Annotated in this window: 19 protein-coding genes; 4 read left to right on the top strand and 15 right to left on the bottom strand. The window is 68.1% G+C overall.

Annotated features, from left to right (window positions below):
- Nucleotides 1-58: 58 nt before the first annotated feature.
- Complete coding sequence (locus AC1RRV_RS07540) at nt 59-493, bottom strand: PaaI family thioesterase (protein WP_492858976.1); 435 nt, start codon at nt 491-493, stop codon at nt 59-61.
- 119 nt (nt 494-612) lie between these two features.
- Here AC1RRV_RS07540 and AC1RRV_RS07535 point away from each other — a divergent pair, with 119 nt between their 5' ends.
- Nucleotides 613-2,223, top strand: a complete 1,611-nt coding sequence (locus tag AC1RRV_RS07535) for a cisplatin damage response ATP-dependent DNA ligase (protein WP_492858975.1) — start codon at nt 613-615, stop codon at nt 2,221-2,223.
- Here AC1RRV_RS07535 and AC1RRV_RS07530 read toward each other — a convergent pair.
- Together AC1RRV_RS07530 and AC1RRV_RS07525 are read right to left on the bottom strand one after the other, a co-directional pair.
- The gene (locus tag AC1RRV_RS07530; protein WP_492859236.1) at nt 2,220-3,437 is read right to left on the bottom strand and encodes a multidrug effflux MFS transporter; all 1,218 of its coding nucleotides are present in this window, start codon (nt 3,435-3,437) and stop codon (nt 2,220-2,222) included. The genes AC1RRV_RS07535 and AC1RRV_RS07530 overlap by 4 nt on opposite strands.
- 127 nt (nt 3,438-3,564) lie before the next feature.
- Nucleotides 3,565-4,725, bottom strand: coding sequence for a DegT/DnrJ/EryC1/StrS family aminotransferase (locus AC1RRV_RS07525; RefSeq protein WP_492858974.1), 1,161 nt, complete (start codon nt 4,723-4,725; stop codon nt 3,565-3,567).
- A gap of 139 nt (nt 4,726-4,864) precedes the next feature.
- On the opposite strand from AC1RRV_RS07525, the gene AC1RRV_RS07520 reads away from it, so the two are divergent.
- Nucleotides 4,865-5,857, top strand: a complete 993-nt coding sequence (locus AC1RRV_RS07520; RefSeq protein WP_492858973.1) for a mechanosensitive ion channel family protein — start codon at nt 4,865-4,867, stop codon at nt 5,855-5,857.
- Here the strand turns inward: AC1RRV_RS07520 and AC1RRV_RS07515 are convergent.
- The 6 genes from AC1RRV_RS07515 to AC1RRV_RS07490 all read right to left on the bottom strand — a co-directional run bounded on the left by AC1RRV_RS07515 (nt 5,784) and on the right by AC1RRV_RS07490 (nt 11,015).
- Nucleotides 5,784-6,959 (bottom strand): trans-sulfuration enzyme family protein, encoded by a 1,176-nt coding sequence (locus AC1RRV_RS07515; protein ID WP_492858972.1) that lies wholly within the window; start codon nt 6,957-6,959, stop codon nt 5,784-5,786. The genes AC1RRV_RS07520 and AC1RRV_RS07515 overlap by 74 nt on opposite strands.
- 23 nt (nt 6,960-6,982) lie before the next feature.
- Entirely contained in the window at nt 6,983-8,377 is a 1,395-nt protein-coding gene (locus AC1RRV_RS07510; protein WP_492858971.1) for a pyridoxal-phosphate dependent enzyme, read from the bottom strand.
- A 73-nt stretch (nt 8,378-8,450) separates the two neighbouring features.
- Entirely contained in the window at nt 8,451-8,744 is a 294-nt protein-coding gene (locus tag AC1RRV_RS07505; RefSeq protein WP_492858970.1) for a hypothetical protein, read from the bottom strand.
- 105 nt (nt 8,745-8,849) lie between these two features.
- Nucleotides 8,850-9,503 carry a fructose-6-phosphate aldolase gene (gene fsa / locus AC1RRV_RS07500; protein ID WP_492858969.1) on the bottom strand — a complete coding sequence of 218 codons (654 nt, stop codon included), beginning with the start codon at nt 9,501-9,503 and terminating at the stop codon, nt 8,850-8,852.
- Between the two features lie 72 nt (nt 9,504-9,575).
- The gene (gene rfbD / locus AC1RRV_RS07495; protein ID WP_492858968.1) at nt 9,576-10,457 is read right to left on the bottom strand and encodes a dTDP-4-dehydrorhamnose reductase; all 882 of its coding nucleotides are present in this window, start codon (nt 10,455-10,457) and stop codon (nt 9,576-9,578) included.
- 12 nt (nt 10,458-10,469) lie between these two features.
- Nucleotides 10,470-11,015: a D-glycero-alpha-D-manno-heptose-1,7-bisphosphate 7-phosphatase gene (locus AC1RRV_RS07490; RefSeq protein WP_492858967.1), complete on the bottom strand. Its 546-nt coding sequence runs from the start codon at nt 11,013-11,015 to the stop codon at nt 10,470-10,472.
- An 81-nt stretch (nt 11,016-11,096) separates the two neighbouring features.
- On the opposite strand from AC1RRV_RS07490, the gene AC1RRV_RS07485 reads away from it, so the two are divergent.
- Nucleotides 11,097-12,266, top strand: a complete 1,170-nt coding sequence (locus tag AC1RRV_RS07485) for an AGE family epimerase/isomerase (protein WP_492858966.1) — start codon at nt 11,097-11,099, stop codon at nt 12,264-12,266.
- A gap of 33 nt (nt 12,267-12,299) precedes the next feature.
- Here AC1RRV_RS07485 and AC1RRV_RS07480 read toward each other — a convergent pair whose 3' ends face one another.
- On the bottom strand, nt 12,300-13,610 hold the full coding sequence (locus tag AC1RRV_RS07480) for a mannose-1-phosphate guanylyltransferase (protein WP_492858965.1): 1,311 nt from the start codon (nt 13,608-13,610) through the stop codon (nt 12,300-12,302).
- A gap of 106 nt (nt 13,611-13,716) precedes the next feature.
- On the bottom strand, nt 13,717-15,753 hold the full coding sequence (locus tag AC1RRV_RS07475; RefSeq protein WP_492858964.1) for an NAD(+) synthase: 2,037 nt from the start codon (nt 15,751-15,753) through the stop codon (nt 13,717-13,719).
- A 211-nt stretch (nt 15,754-15,964) separates the two neighbouring features.
- Here AC1RRV_RS07475 and tkt point away from each other — a divergent pair, with 211 nt between their 5' ends.
- Entirely contained in the window at nt 15,965-17,926 is a 1,962-nt protein-coding gene (gene tkt / locus AC1RRV_RS07470; protein WP_492858963.1) for a transketolase, read from the top strand.
- 19 nt (nt 17,927-17,945) lie between these two features.
- Here tkt and AC1RRV_RS07465 read toward each other — a convergent pair whose 3' ends face one another.
- The 4 genes from AC1RRV_RS07465 to AC1RRV_RS07450 form a co-directional block, all read right to left on the bottom strand.
- Nucleotides 17,946-19,133 carry a carbohydrate porin gene (locus AC1RRV_RS07465; RefSeq protein ID WP_492858962.1) on the bottom strand — a complete coding sequence of 396 codons (1,188 nt, stop codon included), beginning with the start codon at nt 19,131-19,133 and terminating at the stop codon, nt 17,946-17,948.
- A gap of 247 nt (nt 19,134-19,380) precedes the next feature.
- The gene (locus AC1RRV_RS07460) at nt 19,381-19,773 is read right to left on the bottom strand and encodes a response regulator (protein ID WP_492858961.1); all 393 of its coding nucleotides are present in this window, start codon (nt 19,771-19,773) and stop codon (nt 19,381-19,383) included.
- Between the two features lie 40 nt (nt 19,774-19,813).
- Complete coding sequence (locus AC1RRV_RS07455) at nt 19,814-22,138, bottom strand: CHASE2 domain-containing protein (protein WP_492858960.1); 2,325 nt, start codon at nt 22,136-22,138, stop codon at nt 19,814-19,816.
- Between the two features lie 5 nt (nt 22,139-22,143).
- Nucleotides 22,144-23,586, bottom strand: a 1,443-nt coding sequence (locus AC1RRV_RS07450; RefSeq protein WP_492858959.1) for a hypothetical protein, incomplete at its 5' end; no start/stop codon positions are given.

Here is a 23,586-nt window from a genome sequence, read left to right as displayed (position 1 = left end):
CGAACGCTTGAACAACGGGACCGCCGCGAGAGCCCACAGCTCTCGCGGCGGCTTTCGTTCAGGCCGCCACTTTCGCGTCCAGCACCTTGAAGGTCGCCCGCGCCCTGGCGACGGCAACGCCGTCCGCGCGCACCGTGGCTTCGGCGAAGCAGATCGACCGGCCCAATTTCACGAAATCGGTGTCGAACTCGAGCCACTGGCCGAGCTTCGCCGTGCCGAGATAGTCGAGGGTCAGCGACACCGTGACCAGGCCGCCGGCGCGCTGGCGGGCGGTCGCCAGGTTCACCCCGACCGACATGCCCATGGCGTTATCCGCCAGGGCCGCCAGGAAACCGCCGTGCGGCATGCTGCGCGAATTGCAGTGCGCCTCGCGCACCCGCGTCGCCAGCACCAGCCGGTCGTCGGCCTGCCGCGCGTAGAGCGGCTCCCAGGGGTCGGTGACCGGGCTCTTGCGGACGTGCGGAACGAAGCCTTCGGGAATCTCGCCGTCCATGATCGCCTCGCGACACTTCAAACAGTTGTTTTACTCTAGCATCGTCCGCCCTCTTGCGCGCGAGGCCTGCACGTTTCGTTATGGCGACGGCTGAACGAACGGAGGCCGCTCGACATTCCATGTCCATGCGCGCCTTCGCCCACCTGCTCGACCGGCTGTCCCTGACCAGCTCGCGCAACGCCAAGCTGACCCTGATCGCCGACCATCTGCGCAACACGCCGGACCCTGATCGCGGCTATGCCCTGGCCGCCCTGACCGGGGCGCTGTCGTTCAACGCCGCCAAGCCGGCCTTCATCCGCAAGGCGGTGGAGGCGCGGATGGACGCCCAGCTGTTCGCTTGGTCCTACGACTATGTCGGGGATCTGGCCGAGACCGTCGCCCTGGTCTGGCCGGCCAAGCCCGGGGCAAACCGGCCGCCGGAGCTGTCCGAGGTGATCGAGGCCCTGCACTCGGCGTCGCGCGCCGAGGTCCAACGGTTGATCGAGGGCTGGTTGGACGCCCTGGACCCCGACGGCCGCTGGGCGCTGCTGAAGCTGATGACGGGCGGCCTGCGGGTCGGCGTCTCATCGCGCCTGGCCAAGCAGGCCTGCGCCAATTTCGGCGGGGTCGAAATCGGCGAGATCGAGGAGGTTTGGCATGCGATGGAACCGCCCTATGGCGACCTCTTCGCCTGGCTGGAGGGGCGCTCGGAGCGCCCCTCGCCCGACGCGCCGGGACGGTTCCGGCCGGTGATGCTGGCCCAGCCGATCGATGAGGCCGTCGACTTCGCCAAGCTCGACCCGGCGGCCTACATCGCCGAATGGAAGTGGGACGGCATCCGGGTTCAGGCCGTGTCCGAGCGCGGGGAGCGGCGGCTCTATACCCGCACCGGCGACGACATCTCCGCCAGCTTCCCCGACGTGGTCGAGACGCTGGACTTCGAGGGCGCGATCGACGGTGAACTGCTGGTCCTGCGCGACGGCGCCCTGGCCCCGTTCGGCGACCTGCAGCAGCGCCTGAACCGCAAGACCGTCGACGCCAAACAGCTACAAGGCTTCCCGGCCGGCATCCGCGCCTATGACCTGATGCTGGATGGCGAGGAGGACCTGCGCGGCCTGCCCTTCATCGAGCGTCGGGCGCGGCTGGAGGCCTTCGTCGCGCGGCTGAAGACCACGCGGATAGACCTGTCGCCGCTGCAGCCCTTCACGACCTGGGAGGAATTGGCCGCCCTGCGCCTGGACCCGCCCGAGGGCGACGCCCGGCTCTCGGAAGGCCTGATGCTGAAGCGCCGCGACAGCGTCTATGAACCCGGCCGACCCAAGGGGCCCTGGTTCAAGTGGAAGCGCGACCCGCACCTGATCGACGCGGTGCTGATGTACGCCCAGCGCGGCCACGGCAAGCGCTCCAGCTTCTATTCCGACTACACCTTCGGCGTCTGGCGCGAGGATGAGGAGGGCCGGCGCGGCCTGACCCCCGTCGGCAAGGCCTATTTCGGCTTCACCGACGAGGAGCTGAAGCTGATCGACAAGTTCGTCCGCGACCACACGATCGAGCGCTTCGGTCCGGTGCGTTCGGTGCGGGCCGACATGGAGTTCGGCCTGGTGTTCGAGGTCGCGTTCGAGGGCCTGCAGCGCTCGAGCCGTCACAAGTCGGGCGTGGCCATGCGCTTTCCGCGCATCAACCGCATCCGCTGGGACAAGCCCTCGCGAGAGGCGGACGAGTTGAAGACGCTGGAAGCGATGCTGGACTAGTGCGCAGCCGCCGGGGCCGCCGCGCTAGCGCCCGTCTGGAACAGCTTGCCCTTCTCGGTCGCCAGAACCATCACGAGGCCCGCGGCGCCGAAGGCTGTGAAGCCCAGGGTCAGCGGCACGGTGGTGCCGTCGAACAGCTGGCCGATCAGGAAGCCCGCCAGGGCCCCGCCCACCGTGGTGATGAAGCCCTGGATCGAGGCGGCCGCCCCGGCCACATGGCCCAGCGGCTCCATGGCGATGGCCCCGAAGTTGGACATCACCAGGCCGAAGCAGAACATCATGGCGGCTTGCATCAAGGCGAAGGTCAGCAGGGTCTCGTGACCGGTCATCGCCACCACCGCGTGGGCGCCGGCGACGACGATGAAGCCGATCAGGGCCCAGTGCGAGACCTTGCGCATGCCCAGCCGATCGACGATCCGCGCGTTCAGCAGCGACGACACCGCCATGCTGGCGGCGATGCCGGCGAAGATCAGCGGGAAGATGTCGCCCGCGCCCAGCACGTCGACAAATACCTGCTGGGCCGAGTTGAGGAAGCCGAACAGTCCGGCGACCACCAGGGTAGAGGCGATCGTGTAGCCCATGGCCACGCGGTTGGTCAGCGACGCCTTGAAGGCCGAGCTGACCCCCGCCACCGAGATCGGGATGCGGTCTTCCGGATGCTGGGTCTCGGGCAGCTTGATCGCCGCCCAGGCCATGACGACCAGGCCGAAGATCGACAGCACGCCGAAGATCCAGCGCCACGAGGCGAACAGCATGATCGCCTGGCCCAGCGACGGCGCGATCACCGGCGTGGCCAGGAAAACGATGAAGGCCAGCGACATCACCCGCGCCATCTGGCGACCGGCATAGCAGTCGCGAACGATCGAGATGGTCAGCACCCGCGTCGAGGCCGCGCCCAGGCCGGTCAGGAACCGAGCCAGCAACAGCATCTCGAACGAGGTCGAGAAGGCGCAGAGGGCCGCGAACAGCGTGTAGAGCGTCAGCCCGACCATCAGCACCGGCTTGCGGCCGTAGCGGTCGGCCAGCGAGCCATAGACCAGCTGGGCGACGCCGAAACCGAGCAGATAGGCGGTGATCACCCACTGGCGGGCGTTCGGGTCATGAATGCCCAGCGCCTCGCCGATGTGCGGCAGGGCCGGCAGCATCGAGTCGATGGCCAGGGCGTTGGTGGCCATCATCGCCGCGATCAGAGCGACGAACTGGCCAAAGCCCATGCCGGGATGCGGCGACGGCTTGGTGTCTGACATGGACTTGCTCGCGATCTGGAACGCCCCAGACAACGAGACGCGTATGCGCGCCATATAGGGCTTGGCGTGCGCGACGCCAGACCCCACGAGGCCTTTAGCCGTTGAATGCCCGGATCGCGTCGATGATCTTTTGCTGGTCCGCCTCGCCCAGATACGGGTGCATCGGCAGGGCCAGCACGGTCTCGGCCTTGGCCTCCGTCACCGGCAGGCCGCCGGCGCCGCGCGGGAAGTGGGCGTAGGGCGCCTGCACGTGCATCGGGACGGGGTAGTAGACCGCCGTCGGGATGCCTTGCGTCTTCAGGTGCGCGGCCAAACCATCGCGGTTCTCGTGCTCGATCACGTACTGGGCCCAGACCGAGACGCCGCCGTCGATCACGCCCGGCGTCGCCAGAACCGCGCCCTTCAGGCCCTCGGCGTAGCGGTTGGCCACCACCTGGCGCAGCTGAATCTCCTCGGCGAAGATCGCCAGCTTCTCGATCAGGATCGCGGCCTGGACGGTGTCGAGGCGCGAGTTCATGCCGATGCGGGTGTTCAGGTATTTGGGATCATGGTCGAAGGTCTTGCCCTCGAGGTCCGGACCCACCGCCTTGCCGTGGACGCGGTAGCTGTCCATCAGGTCCCAGAGGACGGGATCGTCAGTCAGCACCGCCCCGCCGTCGCCGTAGCAGCCCAGCGGCTTGGCCGGGAAGAAGCTGGTGGTGGTCACGTCCGCCCAATGCAGCGGGTGCTGGCCATTCAGCGTGCAGCCGAAGCCCTGCGCGCTGTCGGCGATCAGCTTCAAGCCTTCGCGGTCGCAGATGGCCTTGATGGCCGGATAGTCGGCGGGCTGGCCGAACAGGTCGACGGCGATCACCACCTTCGGCGTCAGCCGGCCCTCGGCCTTCACCGCGGCGATGGCGGCGTCCAACTTGGCGGGGTCGAGATTGAAGGTGTCCGGTAGCACGTCGACGAACACCGGGGTCGCGTCGACCCACGGCACGACTTCCGGCGTCGCGGCGAAGGTGAAGGACGGGCAGAACACCGCGTCACCCCGGCCCACGCCCCAGGCCATCAGCGGCAGGGCGATGGCGTCGGTGCCGTTGGCGCACGACAAGGCGAGCTTGGCTCGGCCGAATTCCGCCAGCTTGGCCTCGAACTCACGCACCTGCGGACCCATGACATAGGCGCCGCTGTCCAGCACCTTGGCGATGGCGGCGTCGATCTTGTCGCGGATCCGGCGCTGCTGCGCGCCGAGGTCGATGAAGGGCATGCTCATGGCGCAGCCTCTAGTGTCCGTTCATGACGATTTCGAGCCAATTGATGTAACCGACTGTTTCCCGCCACAAGCGAAGGGCGGAACTCGCCGCACATCCTGTCGTTGACCGAACACGGCGGGGGCGCCTATCGAGAGCTCCATGAGTACTAAGCCTAGCCTGATCCCGGCGGACGCCAAGCTGCCGTCGCTCACCAACGTGAAAGCCGACGAGACGATGTTCGCGCATTTCCTCGACTGGGTAGGGAAGCTGGCGGTGAACCTGGTGGTCGCCGCCATCATCCTGGTGGTGACCTTCTGGATCGCCGGCTGGGCCGCCAAGTTCATGCGGCGGACCTTGATGCGCGTGCATCGGAACAATCCCGACCCGACGTTGGAGAGCTTCAGCGCGTCGCTGGCCCGTTACGCGATTACCGCCATCGGTTTGGTCGCGGTGTTGCAGCAGCTGGGCGTGCAGGCGACCTCGATCCTGGCGGTTCTGGGCGCGGCCTCCCTGGCTATCGGCCTCGCCCTGCAAGGGGCGTTATCGAATGTGGCGGCCGGAGTGATGATCCTGCTGATCCGCCCCTACAAGGTCGGCGACCTGATCGAGACCGCCACCCGCCAGGGCACGGTGAAATCTCTAGACCTGCTGTTCACCGAGATCGCAACGCCCGACAACGTCAAGGTGATGATCCCCAACAGCAAGGTGTTCGGCGACGTGATCCTGAACTACTCGACCCATCGCAACCGGCGGGTGGATGTGCTGTTCAAGGTGCCGCTGAAGACCGACCTGGTGGCGGTGCTGAAACGCCTGCGCGAGCGGGCCGAGAACGATCCGCGCATCCGCAAGGACCCGGCCCCGATGATCGAGGTCACCGACCTGTCGGAAGTCTTCGCCCAAGCCGCCATCCGCGCCTGGGTGGCGGCGGCCGACTTCGGCCCGGTAAAGACCGACCTGATGCTGGTCGCCCACCTGCTGGCGGAAGACCCGGCGCGCGCCGACCTGCCGCCGCCGCGTCCGTCGAAGGCGATCGATCCCTCGCCGGTCATGCCGGGCGAGGGCGAACACCATCACCTGCTCAGCCTGATAAAGCCGCGTCGAGGTCGGAAATCAGGTCCCGGCAAGACTCAATCCCCACCGAAAGCCGGATAAGGCCATCTGAAATGCCCAATGCGGACCGCTGGTCCGCGGGGATCGAGGCGTGGGTCATGATGGCCGGATGCTCGATCAGGCTTTCCACCCCGCCCAGGCTCTCGGCCAGCGTGAAGAGCCGGGTGCGCTCGAGCATCCTGCGGGCCGGCGCCAGGCCGCCCTTCACGTCGGCCGAGATAATGCCGCCGAAGCCGCCGGTCATCTGGCGCTTAGCCAAGTCGTGCTGTGGATGGCTCGTGAGGCCCGGATAAATCACCCGCTCGATGGCCGGATGTTTCTCCAGCCACTGGGCGATCTCCAGGGCGCTATCGCAGGCCCGCTGCATGCGCAGGGCCAGGGTCTTCACCCCGCGCAGGGCCAGGAAGCTGTCGAACGGCCCCAGCACCGCGCCGACGGCGTTCTGCAGGAACTTCATCTTGTCGGCGACCTCGGCGTTGTCGCCGACCACCGCCACGCCCGCCACCACGTCGGAGTGGCCGTTCAGATATTTGGTGGCCGAGTGCATGACGATGTCGAAGCCCAGCTCCAGCGGCCGCTGGATGTAGGGGCTGGCGAAGGTGTTGTCGGCGACGGTGACCAGGCCGTGCTTCTTGGCCAGGGCCGCGATGCCGGCCAGATCGGCCAGACGCAGCATGGGATTGGTCGGGGTCTCCACCCAGATCATCCGCGTGGTTGGGGTGATCGCCGCCTCGACGGCCGCCAGGTCACCCATGTCGACGAAACTGAAGGTCAGGCCGGCCGAGCGCTTCCTCACCTTGTCGAACAGCCGGAACGAGCCGCCATAGAGGTCGTCGCTGGCGATCACAGGCGCGCCGCTGTCGAGCGTCTCCAGGATCGTCGAGGCCGCCGCCAGGCCCGAAGCGAAGGCGAAGCCCGCCGTCCCGCTCTCCAGGTCGGCGACACAGCGCTCGAAGGCGAACCGGGTCGGGTTGTGGCTGCGGCTGTACTCGAAGCCCTTGTGCTCGCCCGGACTGGACTGGACGTAGGTCGAGGTGGCGTAGATCGGCACCATCACCGCGCCCGTGGTCGGATCGGGGAACTGGCCGCCGTGGATGGTCCGCGTGGCGAAGTCCAGGCGGTTCTTGCCGGGGATGTCGGTCATGAAGGGTCCTTGGCCTAGGCGGTCTACGCACTCATCCGCAGGTGATTGATCAGATCAACCCGGGTGATGACACCTAGGAACTCCTCGCCGTCGACCACAAGGGCGACCTCGTCGCGATCGAAGACTTCCGGCAGGTCGTCGACGCTCTGGTGGGCCTGAAGGGTGTTGACCGCCCGGGTCATCGCCGCGCCGACCAGGGTTTTGAAGCGCGGAGCCTCGTCGCCCGCCTCGACCGCGGCCAGGACGTCGCTCTCGTCGAGGATGCCCACCAACCTGCCGCTGTCCACGACCGGCAGCTGGCTGATGTCGGACGAGCGCATGCGGTTGTAGGCCGTGAGCAAGGTGTCATCTGGACCGATGGCGATCACGCCGCCCTCGGCGTAGCGCTTGGCGATCAGGTCGCGCAGGTCGCCATGCAACTCGCGGCCGTCGAAGCCATGGGCCGCCAGCCAGAAGTCGTTGAACATCTTGGTCAGGTACTTCGAGCCCGTATCGCAGACGAGCGTCACCACCCGCTGGGGCTCGGTCTGCTCGCGGCAATATTTCAGCGCCGCGGCCAGCAGGCAGCCCGAGGACGAGCCCGCCAGTATGCCTTCCTTCTTCAGCAGCAGGCGGGCGGTGTCGACGCTCTCGCGGTCACTGATCGAATAGGCCTTCGAGACGAGATCCATCTGGGCGTTGGCCGGGATGAAGTCCTCGCCGATGCCTTCGACGATCCAGGAGCCCGCCTCGCCGAACGTCCCGGTTTCGACATAGTCGCGCAGGATCGAGCCGACCGGGTCGGCCAGGATCATCCTGGTCTTCGGCGAGTGAGCCTTCATGTAGCGACCGACACCCGTCAGGGTGCCGCCCGAGCCGACGCCGACAACGATGGCGTCGATGTCGCCGTCCATCTGGGCCAGCAGCTCAGGACCGGTCGTCAGCTCGTGGGCCAGCGGATTGGCCGGGTTCTCGAACTGGTTGGCGTAGAGCGCCCCGGGGATCGACTGGGCCAGGGTCTGGGCCATGTCCTGGTAATATTCGGGATGGCCCTTGCCGACGTCGCTACGGGTCAGGCGCACGTCCACGCCCATGGCCCGGAGGTGCAGGATCTTCTCCCGCGCCATCTTGTCGGGGACGATCAGGATCAGCTTGTAGCCCTTGAGCGTCGCCACCTGGGCCAGGCCGAGGCCGGTGTTACCCGCGGTGGCCTCGATGATCGTGCCGCCGGGCTTGAGGCTGCCATCGGCCTCCGCCGCCTCGATCATCGAGCGGGCGACGCGGTCCTTGATGGAGCCGCCGGGGTTCTGGTTTTCGAGCTTGAGGAAGAGACGGCAGGGGCCGGTGTCGAGATGCTTGACCTCGACCATCGGGGTGCGGCCGATCAGGTCGAGGGCGGAACCGGCCATTGCAGGAAGGCCGGATTTGGGGTCGTTCATGGCGCAGCTCCGCTGCAGGGTGAAACGATTTCCCCTAGATAGGTACCATTCGTGGAAGATGGAAAGGCGCCAGTTAGGCCGTGCCCGCGGTCCCGCGCTGGTTCAGCCACTCGCTGGCGAACTTGCGGCTGAGACAGACGTCCTCGAACACCACCTTGCGCAGCTGGCCCAGAAGCTCTGGCGTGTCATGGACGATGACGAACGGGAAGCCGTTGGCCGACAGGAAACCGTGCAGGAATCGCGAGAAGCGGTCGGCCTCTTCGGGGCCGTCCAGGCGGACTTCGGTCTCGGCGGTCGAAGAAGCCAGTGGGGAAGTCACAAGCGTGGCCCTCTGTGGACGGACCACCTTTAACGCGCGAACTCGCATTTGCGAACCAACTTCGCCATTGCGAAATAAACTGTGATCAGTTGAGAGCGCTCCGGACGGCGTTCGCAAGCCGCCCGGAGAACGCGATCCCTCGCGGGACAGTCGCTAGAGGATGGATTGGCCCGTGCTGGCCCAGTCCTTCAGGAACTGTTCCAGACCCTTGTCGGTCAGCGGGTGCTTGTAGAGGTCGGCGAACACCGCCGGCGGGATGGTGACGACGTCGGCGCCGATGATCGCGGCTTCCTTGACGTGGGCGGCGTTGCGCACCGAAGCGGCCAGGATTTCGGTCTCATAGCCGTAGTTGTCGTAGATCGCGCGGATGTCGCGGATCAGGTCCATGCCGTCGAAGCCATAGTCGTCCAGGCGGCCGATGAAGGGCGAGATGTAGGTCGCGCCCGCCTTGGCGGCCAGCAGGGCCTGGGTCGGCGAGAAGCAGAGGGTGACGTTGGTCTTGATGTCTTCGTCGAAGAAGGCGGCGCAGGCGATCAGGCCGTCGCGAGTCAGCGGGATCTTCACCACCACGTTCGGGGCGATGGCGGCCAGCTTCTTGCCTTCGGCGATCATGGCGTCGGCCGTGGTGGCGGCGACTTCGGCGCTGATCGGGCCCGGGACGATGTCACAGATCTCGGCGATCACTTCCAGCATCGGACGGCCCGACTTGGCGATCAGGGTCGGGTTGGTGGTGACGCCGTCGATCAGGCCGGTCGAGGCCAGATCGGCGATGACCTTGGTGTCGGTGCTGTCGAGGAAGATCTGCATGGGTCTCTTGCGCTGTATTTTATGGGGAAGTTGGGGCTGGGTTTATCGCGAGCGGGCCGGTGGCGCCAGCGTTTAGCCCGACAAGTCCGCCGCCACGAGGCGATCGGCCGTGCGCTCGACCGCCGTCCGCCACGGCTCGGGCGTAAAGCCGAACACGCTTCGCAGCTTGCCGGTGTCGAGCGGCGAGCGCGGCGGGCGTGGCGCGGGTTCGGCGAAAGCAGCCTGGGTGGTCGGCTCCAGCAGCGCCTTGGTCAGAGGGTCGCGATCGATGGCGGCCTTGGCGAAGTCGAAGCGGCTGGTCTCGCCCGTATTGGCGAAATGGAACAGGCCGAAGGCGGGATCACCCGCCGAGGCGGAGACCCAGCGCGGCGCCGTCCCGACCAGAAAGTCGGCCAAGGCCTCGCCGTCGGTCGGCGTGCCGAACTGGTCGGCGACGATCTTCAGCACCTCGCGCTCGCGGGCCAGGCGCAGCATGAAGCTCACATAATTTCGCCCATACCTGGAGAAGACCCACGAGATCCGCAGCACCACCGTCTTGGGATGGGCCATCACGGCCTGTTCACCGGCCAGCTTCGAACGGCCATAGACATTGATGGGCCTCGCCTCGTCGGTCTCGACATAGGCGCGATCGGTCAGGCCGTCGAACACCGCGTCGGTCGACAAATGCACGAACGGCAAGCCACGCGCGGCGCAGGCGGCGGCCATCGCCCCCGGAGCGATGGTGTTGACGGCGAAGGCCTCGTCGGGATGCGCCTCGGCGAGGTCGACCTGGGTGAAAGCGGCCGTGTTCAGGACCAGGTCGCAGTCGGTCGCCAGGATCGCCTGGCGAATGGCGGCGGGGTCGGCGAGATCGCAGGCGGCCCGAGACAGGGCGACCACCTCCGCCCGCCCTTGCGCGGCCGCCTGGACGGCCGTGGCTACCTGACCGGTCTGGCCGAACTGCAGGAGCTTCATTTCAGCCCGTTCTCACTTGAGCATTGGGACCCGCTCGCCCAACGCCTGGGCGACGAAGGCGCGCAGGTTGCCGCCCTTGAACAGATAGCCCGTCATGCCCGCCCGATTGCCGGCCTCCATGTCGATGTGGCGGTCGCCGATGATCACGGCCTCGTCCGGCGTCAGGTTCCAGTCGGCGAGGCCGCGCAGGACCATGCCCGGGTTCGGCTTGCGATCCGGATGATCGGCGACACGATAGGCCTCGACGACCGCCGCCTCGTGGAACGGGCAGTGGTAGAAGGCGTCAATGCGGCCGCCGAGCTCGGCCAACTGGTCCTGCATGGCCGCGTGGAACCGCCCCAGCGCCGGCTCGTCGAAATAGCCGCGACCGATGCCCGACTGGTTGGTGACCACCAGCACCTTCAGTCCCGCCGCCGTCATCGCCGCCACCGCCTCGCGCGCGCCGTCGATCCACTCCAGCCTGGCTGGATCGTAGACATAGCCGTGGTCAATGTTCAGGACGCCGTCCCGGTCCAGGAACACGGCCTTCAGGGGCGGGGGGGCGAGAGTGGCGCTCATGGCGAGAGGACTACCGCGCTCCACGCCGGATCGCCACCCGCTGTCTTGGCCTTCCCGCTCGGGGCCCCTAGAAAGCACTCCATGAGCAACGCCTTCGCCGACGCCGCCCGCCTGCGCGACCGCCTGAAGACCTGGGCGGTCGAGACGGCCTATCCGCTGTGGTGGGAGGTCGGCGCCGACCACCTCAAGGGCGGCTTCTTCGAGAAGATCGACCTGGAGGGCCAGGCCATCGACGGCCCGCGCCGTGGCCGTGTGCTGCCGCGCCAGGTCTTCGCCTACGCCATCGCCGGCGATCTGGGCTGGGGCGGCCCGTGGCGCGCGGCGGTCGAGCATGGCCTGGCCTTCTACCTCTCGGCCTATCGCCGGCCAGACGGCCTGTTCCGCACCCTGGTGGGCCCGAACGGTGAGAGCCTGGACGAGACCGCCGATCTCTATGACCAGGCCTTCGCGATCTTCGCCCTGGCCGCCGTGGCCAAGGCGTCGCCAGACCAGGCGGAGAGGGCGAAGGCGATCGCCGTCGGCGTCCGCGAACGCCTGGCGGCCGAGCGCAAGCACCCGGTCGCCGGCTTCCACCAGAGCAACCCGCCAACCGCGCCGCTTCAGTCCAACCCGCACATGCACCTGTTCGAGGCCATGCTGGCCTGGAGCGAAATCGACGCCGACCCAGCCTGGCGCGCTCTGGCCGACGAGATCGCCGAGCTGGCGCTCTCCAGGTTCATCCACGCCGACAGCGGCATGGTCCGCGAGTTCTACGATCTCGACTGGACCCCCGCGCCGGACGTCGAGGGCCGGATCTGCGAGCCGGGGCACCAGTTCGAATGGGGTTGGTTGCTGCTGCGCTGGGGCCGGCTGGCCGCTCGCGCAGACGCGATCGCCGCCGCCCTGCGCATGATCGACGCGGCCGAGACGCACGGGACCGATTTCGCGCGGGGCGTGGCGGTCAACGCCCTGCTCGACGACTTCTCGATCCACGACGACGGCGCGCGCCTATGGCCGCAGACCGAGCGGATCAAGGCCGCCGTCCTGGCCGCCGAGGTCACCGGGGAAGCGAAGTACTGGGACATGGCCGCCGCGGCGGCCGAGGGCCTGCTGGCCTATCTCCGCACGCCCGTCCCTGGCCTGTGGCGCGACAAGTACAGGCCCGACGAGACCTTCGTGGAGGAGCCGGCGCCAGCCAGTTCCTTCTATCACATCGTCCTGGGGATTCTGGAAATGGACCGGGCGGTCAGCGCGCATCCCGCCAAGGTATAGGCGGTTTGGCGACGAGGATGCGCGCCGGGAAAGCTATCGCGGCCGGGTAACAAGGAGCGTCGCCGCCCCAATGGCCCGAGCGCTGGCTTCGGCTCCCAGCGGGATGACCGCGCCGGCGGCAAAGAGGTCGCCACCCATCTCCAGGACACCTTCCAGCAGCTGCACGGTCGAGACCGGCAGGACGATGGTCTCTCCGGCCGGGGCGCGGCGCAGCTCGACGTCGAAGCCGTCGGTGCTGACGAGAGTCTCGGTGCCGTTTGGCGAGGCGCTCTTGCGCGAGGCGATCGAGCGACCCTTGGCCTTGAGGCCGTCAACCAGGGCCTTCACGGCCTGGCTGTCCTTGCGGTGGCAGACGAGCACGGCGTCCGGCTCCACGACGACCACGATGTCGCTGACCCCGATCACCCCGACATAGGGGCCGGTCGTGCGGACCAATACGTTCGAGGTTCCCTGCAGGTCGACATCGCCGTCACTGGCGTTGCCGGCATGATCGCGATCGGACGCTTCCCAGATCGCGTCCCAGGCCCCCAGGTCCGACCAGGCGAAGGCGGCCGGGGCCACGGCCGCCTTGCTGGTCCGCTCCATCACCGCGTAGTCGAGGCTGATCTTGGCGGCGCCGGCGAAGGCTTCGCGATCCAGGCGGCCGATGCCGGCCTCCAGCTCCAGCTTGGCCGCGCAGGCCTTGGCGGCCAGGGCGACGGTGGGCTCGAACGCCTCGAGTTCGCCCAGCAGGGTCGAGGCCTTGAAGGCGAAATTGCCGCTGTTCCAGAGATAGCCTTCCAGCAGGTAGCGCTCGGCGGTCTCGCGGTCGGGCTTCTCGACGAAGGCGGCGACCCCGCGCACCGAACCGTCCAGCAGCGGGGCGCCGGGACGGATATAGCCGAAGCCCGTGGCCGGCACGGTCGGCTTCACCCCGAAGGTGACGATCAGATCGTGCTCGGCGGCCTTGGCGGCGGTGACGGCGGCCTCGCCGAACACCTCGGGATCGGCCACGTGGTGATCGGCGGCCAGCATCAGGACCACGCCGTCGGGGTCCAGGCCCTCGACATAGGCGGCGGCGGCGGCCACGGCCGGAGCGGAGTCGCGAGCCTCGGGCTCGACCAGGATGGTCACCCAGGTGCCGATCTCGGCGGTCTGCTCGGCGACGAAGCCGACCATGGCCTCGCCGGTGACCACGACGATCTCGGCCACGCCCGGCAGGTCGCGGACGCGCAGCACCGTCTCCTGAAACGAGGAGCGGTCGCCGACCAGTTTCAAGAACTGCTTGGGCTGGTCGCTGCGCGAGGCGGGCCAGAGGCGCGTGCCCGAACCGCCGCAAAGGATAACCGGATAGATCGCGGCCAAGAGTAACCCCAGACTGACAAAGCACCCCTGCTTGACCCGGGGGATATCGTGAAGCGCGCGAGAAACGAAAGCTTTTTAGAGAAAGCGCTCTTTCCGGTCCCGGACCTTAGTCCGGTGTCCCGGCGCCCAGCTCGGCCAGCCAGGCGTCGGGCGTGGCGTCGGACGGCATCCGCCAATCGCCACGTGGCGACAGCGCCCCGCCCGACGAGATCTTGGGCCCATTGGGGATCGCCGAGCGCTTGAACTGGTTGGCGAAGAAGCGCTTCAGGAACAACTCCAGCCAGCGCTTGATCTCGGCCAGGTCATAGGCGCGCCGGGCGCTCTCCGGCAGGCCGACCGGCCAGCCGCCCTTGTCCGCGTCATGCCAGGCGGTCCAGGCCAGGAAGGCGATCTTGGACGGCGCCATGCCGTAGCGGCTGAAATAGTAGAGGTTGAAGTCTTGCAGGGCGTAGGGGCCGACGAAGCTCTCGGTGGCCTGCACCTCTTCGCCCGGGACCAGTTCCGGCGAGATTTCGGTGGCCAGGATGTCTTCCAGCAGCGTCGTGGTGGCCGCGTCGACGTCGCCCGAATGGGCCACGAAGCGGATCAGGTGCTGGATCAGCGTCTTGGGAACCCCGCAGTTGGGGTTGTAGTGGCTCATGTGGTCGCCGACGCCGTAGGTGCACCAGCCCAAGGCCAGCTCCGACAGGTCGCCGGTCCCGACCACCATGCCTTTGTGGTGATTGGCGAGGCGGAACAGGTAGTCGGTGCGCAGGCCCGCCTGGACGTTTTCGAAGGTTACGTCATAGACCGCCTCGCCCTTGGCGAAGGGGTGGCCCATGTCGGCCAGCATTTGTCTGGCGGCCGGGCGGATATCGACCTCCTCGGCCGTGATCCCCATCGCCCGCATCAGCGCCCAGGCGTTGGACTTGGTGCGGTCCGAGGTGGCGAAGCCGGGCAGGGTGTAGCCCCGGATGTCCGAACGGGGCCGACCCAGCTGGTCCATGGCCTTGGCGGCGACGATCAGGGCGTGGGTCGAGTCCAGGCCGCCCGAGATGCCGATCACCAGGCTCTTGGAGCCCGTGGCCTCGACGCGGCGCGCCAGGCCCTGGACCTGGATGTTGTAGGCCTCGTAGCAGTTCTCGCGCAGCTTGGCCGGGTCCGACGGCGTGAACGGGAAGCGCTCAACCCCACGAGCCAGCGGCAGGTCTCCAGCCGGCGGCGTGAAGGCGAACGGCGCGACGCGGAACGCTACCTTGGGCGGGGCCAGGGCCATGGAATCGCCGAAGCTGCCGACCCGCATCCGCTCCTGGCGGATCCGGTCGACGTCGATATCGGCATAGGTCCAGGCCGGACCGGTCGAGAAGCGCGGGCTCTCCGCCAGCAGCGCGCCCATTTCGTGGATGTCGACATGGCCGTCCCAGGCCAGGTCCGTCGAGCTCTCGCCCGCCCCCGCCGCCGAATAGACATAGGCCGCGATCATCCGCGAGGACTGGCTGGCGCACAGCAGGCGGCGGGTCTCTGACTTGCCGATGGTGATGTTGCTGGCCGACAGGTTCAGCAGGATCTCGGCGCCCGCCAGGGCCTGAGCCGTGCTGGGCGGGTTAGGCGTCCAGACGTCCTCGCAGATCTCGATTCCGACCGTGAACGGCTGGGCGCACTCGCCGCGCACCAGCACATCGGTCCCGAACGGGACGCTCTGGCCGGCCAGAACCAGGGCCTTGCCCGCGACGCCCGCACCGGGCGTGAACCAGCGGCGCTCGTAGAACTCGCGGTAGTTGGGCAGGAAGCTCTTGGGCACGACGCCCAGCACCTTGCCGCCCTGGATGGCCACGGCGGTGTTGTAGAGCCGGCCGGCGTCGCGCAGCGGCGCGCCGACGACGATCAGGGGGGCGAGCGCCTTGCTCTCCGCGGCCAGGGTCGCGATGGCCGCTTCGACGGCGTCCAGCAGCACGTCCTGTTGCAGGAGGTCGTCGATCGTGTAGCCGGTCAGACCCAGCTCCGGGAACACGATCACCGCGACCCCGGCGTCGTGCGCCTCGCGGGCCAGGGCCAGGACGCTCCGGGCGTTCACGGCGGGATCGGCCAGCTTCACTTTCGGGACCGCCGTCGCCACGCGGACAAAGCCGTGGCGGTAGGGCGAGAAGAACGACGGACTACCCAAGCGACCGGCCTTTCCCAAATGGCTGACGGGTTATGCTGAAAGTGAGCATAAGCCGTGCTCCAGCTATAGCGCCTGCGGACGATGTTGCATAGCGCCCACGACGGTGGTCCGGCTCCCGGTTTTAAGCCCCCGCGCGGGTTGACCCCCGGGGGTTCCCATGCGACTGCGCCCCTCGCGCAGCCCCGCAAAACAAAGACAAGACGGAACCTCCATGCCCGTTTCGCCCATCAAGATGGCCGACGCGATCCGCGTCCTTTCCATGGACGCCGTGCACAAGGCCAAGTCCGGTCACCAAGGCATGCCGATGGGCATGGCCGACGTGTCGACCGTCCTGTGGGGCAAGTTCCTGAAGTTCGACGCCAGCAAGCCCGACTGGGCCGACCGCGACCGCTTCGTGCTGTCGGCCGGCCACGGCTCGATGCTGCTCTATTCGCTGCTTCACCTGACCGGCTTCAAGGCCGTGACGATGAAGGAGATCGAGAACTTCCGTCAGTGGGGTTCGCTGACCCCCGGCCACCCGGAAGTGCACCACACGCCCGGCGTCGAGACCACGACGGGCCCGCTGGGCCAGGGCCTGGCCACCGCCGTCGGCATGGCCATGGCCGAGGCGCACCTCGCCAGCCGCTTCGGTTCCGACCTCGTCGACCACCGCACCTGGGTGATCGCCGGCGACGGCTGCCTGATGGAGGGCGTCAGCCATGAGGCCATCAGCATCGCCGGCCGCCTGAAGCTCAACAAGCTGACGGTGCTGTTCGACGACAACAACACCACCATCGACGGCGTCGCCACGATCTCCGAGACCGGCGACCAGGTCGGCCGCTTCAAGGCCGCCGGCTGGGCCGTGAAAGCCGTCGACGGCCACGACCACGGCAAGATCGCCGCCGCCCTGCGCTGGGCCACCAAGCAGGATCGCCCGACCATGATCGCGTGCAAGACGCTGATCTCGAAGGGCGCGGGTCCCAAGGAAGGCGACCCCCACAGCCACGGCTACACCCTGTTCGACAACGAGATCGCCGCCTCGCGCGTCGCCATGGGTTGGGACGCCGCGCCGTTCACCGTGCCGGACGACATCGCCAAGGCCTGGAAGAGCGTCGGCCGCCGCGGCGCCAAGGTCCGCAAGGCCTGGGAAGCCAAGATCGCCGCCTCGGCCAAGGGTGCGGACTTCACCCGCGCCATGAAGGGCGAGCTGCCGACGGGCGCCTTCGAAGCCGTCGACGCCCACATCGCCAAGACCCTGGAGACCAAGCCGGTCAACGCCACCCGCGTCCACTCCGGCGCGGCCCTCGATCAACTGATCCCGGCGATCCCCGAAATGATCGGCGGCTCGGCCGACCTGACCGGCTCGAACAACACCCTGGTCAAGGGCATGGGCGCGTTCGACGCCCCCGACTACGCCGGCCGCTACGTCCACTACGGCGTGCGTGAGTTCGGGATGGCGGCGGCCATGAACGGCATGTCGCTGCATGGCGGCGTGATCCCGTATTCGGGCACCTTCCTGGCCTTCGCCGACTACAGCCGCGCCGCGATCCGCCTGGGGGCCCTGATGGAAGCCCGCGTCATCCATGTGATGACCCACGACTCCATCGGCCTGGGCGAGGACGGCCCGACCCACCAGCCGGTGGAACAGGTCGCCAGTCTGCGCGCCATTCCGAACCTGCTGGTCTTCCGCCCGGCCGACGCGGTGGAAGCCGCCGAGTGCTGGAAGATCGCCCTGCAGCAGAAGCGCACCCCGTCTGTCATGACCCTGTCGCGCCAGAAGACGGCGCACGTCCGCACCCAGGGCGGCGATCTGTCGGCCAAGGGCGCCTACGAGCTGCTGGCGGCCGAAGGCGGCGAGGCCCAGGTGACGATCTTCGCCTCGGGCACCGAGGTCGGCGTCGCGGTGGCCGCGCGCGACATCCTGCAGGCCAAGGGCAAGCCGACCCGCGTCGTCTCGACCCCCTGCTGGGAACTGTTCGAAAAGCAGGACGCCGCCTATCGCAAGGCGACGATCGGCTCGGCCCCGGTCCGCGTGGCGGTCGAGGCCGGCATCCGCATGGGCTGGGAGCGCTTCATCGGCGAGGACGGCAAGTTCGTCGGCATGAAGAGCTTCGGCGCCTCGGCCCCATTCGAGCGCCTCTACAAGGAATTCGGCATCACCGCCGAAGCCGTCGCCGAAGTCGCGTCGGCCTAAGATCCCCGGAGGGGTGGAGCTAGAACTCCACCGCGAACCGGACGATCGCCACCAGGGCGTGGCCGATGGCGCGATCCGCGCCCGGGTGCTTCACATACTGCACGTCGGGCTGGATCGTGACCGGCCCGATCTTGTCGGAATAGGTCACCTCGATCGCGCTTTCGGTGCTGGTCAGGTGTTGGCCCAGGTCCATGGCGTTGTCGCGATACTTGCGCGACAGGAACGCCTGGTTCATCCCCACGGAAAAGCTGCTGTCGGGACGACTTTCGAAGACGTGCTCGACCAGGACGCCGGCCTGCCAGCCGCCCTTGAACGAGGTCGTGTCGCCGTCCGACGCGCCGATACGGGCGAAGGCGGTGGTCTTGCGAACCGAGTCCTCGTCACCGCTGATCCGGCGCTCCAGCAGGATGTAGGCGCCCTTGGCGGACTTGCGGACCGGCGCGCCCGTCGGGGTCACGGCGCGGAGGTCGTCCTGCTTGTCCGAATAGGCCCAGGTGCCGAAGGCGACCTTGCCCCGGCCTTCCCAGCCCGCCTCGCCGATCATCAGCACGCCGTTGTCGAGCGAGGTATGAATCCCACCCGGATCCCCGAGCACGCCGGCATTGGCGTTGAGGACGGCGGCCTGGGCGTAGAGCGTCTCGCTGGGGGTCCAGCGGGCCCGGACGGCCAGGGCCGTGGAGGGGAAGATCGACGGACCGTTCGGCCCGGTGGCCGCCAGCTCCGAGCCGATGCCGAACGCGGGCGCCAGCAGCAGGCCGGCGCTTTCATTGGCGTAGAATTCGCTGTTGAGGTCATAGAGGCCGGCCTTGACCGAGCCCTTGTCGCCGAAGCCCTGCTCGACCCAGGCCTCGAACAGGCGGGCGCGCTGGCGCGAGACCTCGATATTGTCGACGCCCTGCAGGGTGCCGGCGTCGTCGTTGGGGATGGCCCCGCTGTTGTTCAGCAGCTGGACGTGGGCGGTCGCGCCCTTCCAGCCGACGGCCTTGTCGAGGTCGAGATCGCCGAAGAGCTGCAGATTGTCCAAGACCCGGCCACGCTTGGCGACACCGCCGCTGACCACACCCGTGACATCGACCTTGTAGCCGCCGCTCAACGTCAGGGCCGGGCCATCCTCCGCGCGCGCATCAAGTGCCAGAAGCGTCGCCGCGATGAAGAACGAGCCCGCCGCGAGGCGGTAGGTGATCTGGTTGGTCTTGGTCTGGCGCATTCTAGCCCCCGCTCACCCGACATTCGATCAGGCAGGGCCAGCTTTGGCCTGGGGGGAGGCGCCATCCGGTAAACCCAGGCTGTGGCGAGTCGTCGCATGAAGGCCTTTTGGCCCGAAATCTCACGACGTGCGGCGCCATGACCCTAAGGGCGCGGGGGGGCGGGAGCTCCTTAGCGAAGCCGAGGACCTATTCAGTCACGTCAGTCGATTGACGCGCACGGAATGGTCAATGAGGTGACGCGTCGCGCTAGGCGATCATTCCCGCGTCTTCGCTGGTTTGCGCAATCGCCCGCGCGATCACATCGAACAACGGCTGCATTTGCACTGGCTTATGCAACAGGTCATCAGCGCCCGCGGCCAAGGCCTGAGCGCGGATGCCAGGCGCCTCGTCCGCGGTGACCACGATGATCGGGAGCCGGGCCTTGGCGTCGGTCCGCGCTCGTATGGCCCGCGTGGCGGCCAAGCCGTCGACCTTGGGCATCCGGAAGTCCATCAGGATCACATCGAACAGCTCGGCGTCCAGCAGGGCGAGGCCCGTCTCGGCGTCCTCGGCTTCCACCATGGTGACGTCCGCGGCGGCCAGCATGCTCTTCACGACCATCCGGTTCATCGCGTTATCGTCGACGAAGAGCACTCGCATCGTGGCCTTTCATGTCGTTCCGAAGATAGATCGCCGCCCCCTAAGCGGCTGCGGACTGATCGATCTCGGGCTCCAAGCTCGTGAACAGCGCCTTCAGCCGCTCGACCAGATCGCCGGGAGTTATCGGTTTCTGGACAACGAGGTCGGCGCCGGCGGCTTCGAGGCCCGATCTCTCGGCGCTCTCGCCACCCCATAGGACGATGATCCTGGCCGCCCCCGCGGCCTCGACGAGCTCCGCGAGGACCTCGCCGATATCCCGTTCGGGCGAGGAAAGGGTCTTGCCTTCGACAACCAGCAGATCGCAAGCGGGCCCGGCGAGGATCCGCAGGGCCTCGGAGACCTCTCCTGTGATCTCAAGGCCAGCGACCTGGTCCGAAAGCGACGCCTTCAGGACGCCGCGCGCCAGCGGGTTGGCCTCGACCAGCAGGACGTTGGCCTCGGCAAGCGTGGTCGCTGCGCCGGTTCGAACACTGACCGCCCGCAACGGCAGCCTGACCGTGAACCGCGACCCCACGCCGAGCTCGCTCTCAACAGCCAACTCGCCGCCCATGGCGGTGGCCAGGCGGCGGCAGATAGGCAGGCCCAGGCCGGTGCCGGCGTACTTGCGCGTCGTGCTGGCGTCGACCTGGGTGAAGGGTTCGAAGATGCGCTCGAAATTCTGCGGCGCGATACCAATGCCGGAGTCGGCGACGGTGAAGACCAGCACGTCCCCCGTGGGGGCCTGCTCGATGAGGGCCGTCAGCGAGATCTCGCCTGCCTCGGTGAACTTGATGGCGTTGGCCAGCAGGTTGAACAGGATCTGCCGGAGCCGGCCGGCGTCCTCTTCGATCAGCACGGGGGCCGCCGTGCGGTCGCCCGTCAGCCGCAGACCCTTCTCCCGCGCCTTGTCGTCCCAGACGGCCAGGGTTTCGTCGAACAGACGATGCAGGTCCATCTGGGTCTTGGCGATCGAGATCTCTCCGCTCTCCATCTTCGCGACGTCCAGAAGATCTTCCACAAGGGCGAGCATGGTCTCGCCGCTGGCGTGCACCAGCCGCACCTTTTCCCGGACGCCCTTTGGCAGGGTCTGATCGGCCAGGATCACCTGGGTCATGCCCATGACCCCGTTTAGCGGCGTACGGATCTCGTGGCTGGTCATCGCCAGGAAGTCGGTCCGCGCCTTCAGGGCGTGGTCCAAGGCGACATTGGCCACGGCCAGCTTGTCGTGGGCCGCCTGGATGCTGTCGCGGCTCTCGCGCATGTGCTCGGCCAGCTGGCGAAGATGCGCTTCCCGCGCCTGAACCATGGCGTCCGCGCGGCGCTTGAGCTCCGTGCGGATCAGCCAGACGAGGCTGAGCGCCTGGGCGATGAACAGGGCCCCGGAATTCACCGCGATGGGCGTCCAGGCCTGCAGCACGATGGGCAAGCCGATGGCCGCCGCGCCCACGATCAGGTGTCGTCGCAGCGCGGCGCCATAGTCGCCGCCGCCCCGGGGCCGCAGGAAAAACGCCGCCAACGCGGTGCAGACGACGATGAACGGCAGGCCCGCGGCCTGTAGGGCGCGACCCGCGCGCAGGCTTTCATAGGCCAGGGCGTGGATATAGACGCCTTGGAGCACGCCGCGCTTGGGCGTGGCGAACTGATCGCCGAGTTCGATCGCGGTAGAGCCGATGATGACATTGCGCCCGCGAACCAGACGGGGATCGAACTTTCCGGAATAGACGTCCTGGAAGCTGATCCGGTCGATAGCCGCGGCATCGAAACCGTAGTCGACCAGGAAGTCGCCCGTGGCTGGAGGTCGACCCAGCAGGGTGGCGGCCATGGACGGTCTGAACCCGGCGGGAGTCTCGAAGCCGAGCCGATAGCGCCGGACGCGGCCGTCCGGATCGACCGGCACGTTCACGCTGGCCAGCACGGCCTCTTCGGCCAAGGCGTCCATCGGGCGCGTGCTGATCAGGCGTCCATCAGAGCCGCGCCCAGCCTTCTGAACGAAGGTCGGCAGGATGACCTGGCCCGGCCAACGGCGGACGGCCGCCGCCAGAGCGTCGTCGGCGCCGGCGGAGGACCGGGCGCTGAAGTCGACGTCCAGGCCGACGACCTTGGCCCCGGCGCCGTTCAGATTGTCGATGGCCCTCGCGAACCGATCGCGGCCCCACGGCCAGGCGCCGGCGGCGCGCAGGCTTTCGGCGTCGATCTCGACGACCGCGAGCGTCGCGCTGGGCTCCCGCTTGAGGAAGCGGAAGCGCCATTGTGACAGAGCGTCGTCAAGCGGATGAAGCGCGCCGACGACATAGGCCAGCACCGCGCAGACCGTGACCAGCAGAACGCCGATCGCGGAGCGGAGGTGGGCGCTGAGCGCCAGGCCGGGAGTCGGTGCGGTTTTCATCCTGCCTAGCTCTTCGGCTTGCCGCCGCCACCGGCGTTGCCGCCGTTACCGTTGCCTGAACCGCCCGAACCGCCCGAACCCGCGTCGCCGCCACCGGTCGAACCGCCCGCGCCGGCATTGCCGCCCGCGTTGCCGTTGCCGTTGCCATTGCCGGAACCCGTGGAGCCGGCGTCACCGCCGCTGCCGCTGGAGCCGCCACCGGCAGTGCCAGTCCCACCGGCGTTGCCCCCTGCATTACCGTTGCCATTGCCCGAACCGGTCGAGCCCGTATCGCCGCCGCCGGTCGAACCGCCCGCGCCGGCATTGCCGCCCGCGTTGCCGTTGCCGTTGCCGTTGCCATTGCCGGAACCCGTGGAGCCGGCGTCACCGCCGCTGCCGCTGGAGCCACCGCCGGCATTGCCAGTCCCACCGGCGTTACCGCCTGCATTGCCGTTGCCATTGCCGTTGCCGGTCGAGCCCGTATCGCCGCCACCGGTCGAACCGCCCGCGCCAGCGTTGCCGCCCGCGTTGCCGTTGCCATTGCCGGAACCCGTGGAGCCGGTGTCGCCACCGCTGCCGCTGGAACCACCACCCGCATTGCCGGTCCCGCCGGCGTTGCCGCCTGCGTTACCGTTTCCATTGCCGGAACCGGTCGAGCCCGTATCGCCGCCACCGGTCGAACCGCCCGCGCCAGCGTTGCCGCCCGCGTTGCCATTGCCATTGCCGGAACCCGTGGAGCCGGTGTCGCCACCGCTGCCGCTGGAACCACCACCCGCATTGCCAGTCCCGCCGGAGTTGCCGCCCGCGTTGCCGTTGCCATTGCCGGAACCCGTGGAGCCGGCGTCACCGCCGCTGCCGCTGGAGCCGCCACCGGCATTGCCAGTCCCGCCGGCATTGCCGCCTGCGTTGCCATTGCCATTGCCGGAACCGGTCGAGCCCGTATCGCCGCCGCCGGTCGAACCGCCGGCGCCAGCGTTGCCGCCCGCGTTACCGTTTCCGTTGCCCCCGGCGTTGCTGTTCCCCGAGCCGGCATTGTCCGAGCCGTTGCCGTTTGAACCACCGGCGCCATTGCCGCCGGCGTTGCCGTTGCCCGAGCCGGCGTTGTCGGAGCCGTTCCCACTGGAACCGCCGGCCCCATTGCCACCGGCATTGCCGTTTCCGTTGCCGCCCGCGTTGCTGTTGCCCGAGCCGGCGTTGTCCGACCCGTTGCCGCTGGAACCGCCATTTCCATTGCCACCGGCGTTGCCGTTGTCGGCGCCGCCCGCGTTGTTGTTACCCGAGCCGGCATTGTCCGAGCCGTTGCCGTTTGAACCGCCGTTGCCCCCGGTGTTGCTGTTGCCCGAGCCGGCGTTATCCGACCCGTTACCGCTGGAACCGCCGGCGCCATTGCCACCGGCGTTGCCGTTGTCGTTGCCGCCCGCGTTGCTGTTGCCCGAGCCGGCATTGTCCGAGCCGTTGCCGCTGGAACC

Source organism: Caulobacter sp. GW821-FHT11E10 (genome assembly GCF_058808375.1).
This window is presented reverse-complemented; position numbering and strand designations above follow the sequence as displayed.

What these genes read in the sequence shown, in the direction of transcription:
- AC1RRV_RS07540 (WP_492858976.1), bottom strand. Translation starts at nt 493, where the DNA reads ATGGACGGCGAGATTCCCGAAGGCTTCGTTCCGCACGTCCGCAAGAGC.
- AC1RRV_RS07535 (WP_492858975.1), top strand. Translation starts at nt 613, where the DNA reads ATGTCCATGCGCGCCTTCGCCCACCTGCTCGACCGGCTGTCCCTGACC.
- AC1RRV_RS07530 (WP_492859236.1), bottom strand. Translation starts at nt 3,437, where the DNA reads ATGGGCTTTGGCCAGTTCGTCGCTCTGATCGCGGCGATGATGGCCACC.
- AC1RRV_RS07525 (WP_492858974.1), bottom strand. Translation starts at nt 4,725, where the DNA reads ATGAGCATGCCCTTCATCGACCTCGGCGCGCAGCAGCGCCGGATCCGC.
- AC1RRV_RS07520 (WP_492858973.1), top strand. Translation starts at nt 4,865, where the DNA reads ATGAGTACTAAGCCTAGCCTGATCCCGGCGGACGCCAAGCTGCCGTCG.
- AC1RRV_RS07515 (WP_492858972.1), bottom strand. Translation starts at nt 6,959, where the DNA reads ATGACCGACATCCCCGGCAAGAACCGCCTGGACTTCGCCACGCGGACC.
- AC1RRV_RS07510 (WP_492858971.1), bottom strand. Translation starts at nt 8,377, where the DNA reads ATGAACGACCCCAAATCCGGCCTTCCTGCAATGGCCGGTTCCGCCCTC.
- AC1RRV_RS07505 (WP_492858970.1), bottom strand. Translation starts at nt 8,744, where the DNA reads ATGCGAGTTCGCGCGTTAAAGGTGGTCCGTCCACAGAGGGCCACGCTT.
- fsa (WP_492858969.1), bottom strand. Translation starts at nt 9,503, where the DNA reads ATGCAGATCTTCCTCGACAGCACCGACACCAAGGTCATCGCCGATCTG.
- rfbD (WP_492858968.1), bottom strand. Translation starts at nt 10,457, where the DNA reads ATGAAGCTCCTGCAGTTCGGCCAGACCGGTCAGGTAGCCACGGCCGTC.
- AC1RRV_RS07490 (WP_492858967.1), bottom strand. Translation starts at nt 11,015, where the DNA reads ATGAGCGCCACTCTCGCCCCCCCGCCCCTGAAGGCCGTGTTCCTGGAC.
- AC1RRV_RS07485 (WP_492858966.1), top strand. Translation starts at nt 11,097, where the DNA reads ATGAGCAACGCCTTCGCCGACGCCGCCCGCCTGCGCGACCGCCTGAAG.
- tkt (WP_492858963.1), top strand. Translation starts at nt 15,965, where the DNA reads ATGCCCGTTTCGCCCATCAAGATGGCCGACGCGATCCGCGTCCTTTCC.
- AC1RRV_RS07465 (WP_492858962.1), bottom strand. Translation starts at nt 19,133, where the DNA reads ATGCGCCAGACCAAGACCAACCAGATCACCTACCGCCTCGCGGCGGGC.
- AC1RRV_RS07460 (WP_492858961.1), bottom strand. Translation starts at nt 19,773, where the DNA reads ATGCGAGTGCTCTTCGTCGACGATAACGCGATGAACCGGATGGTCGTG.
- AC1RRV_RS07455 (WP_492858960.1), bottom strand. Translation starts at nt 22,138, where the DNA reads ATGAAAACCGCACCGACTCCCGGCCTGGCGCTCAGCGCCCACCTCCGC.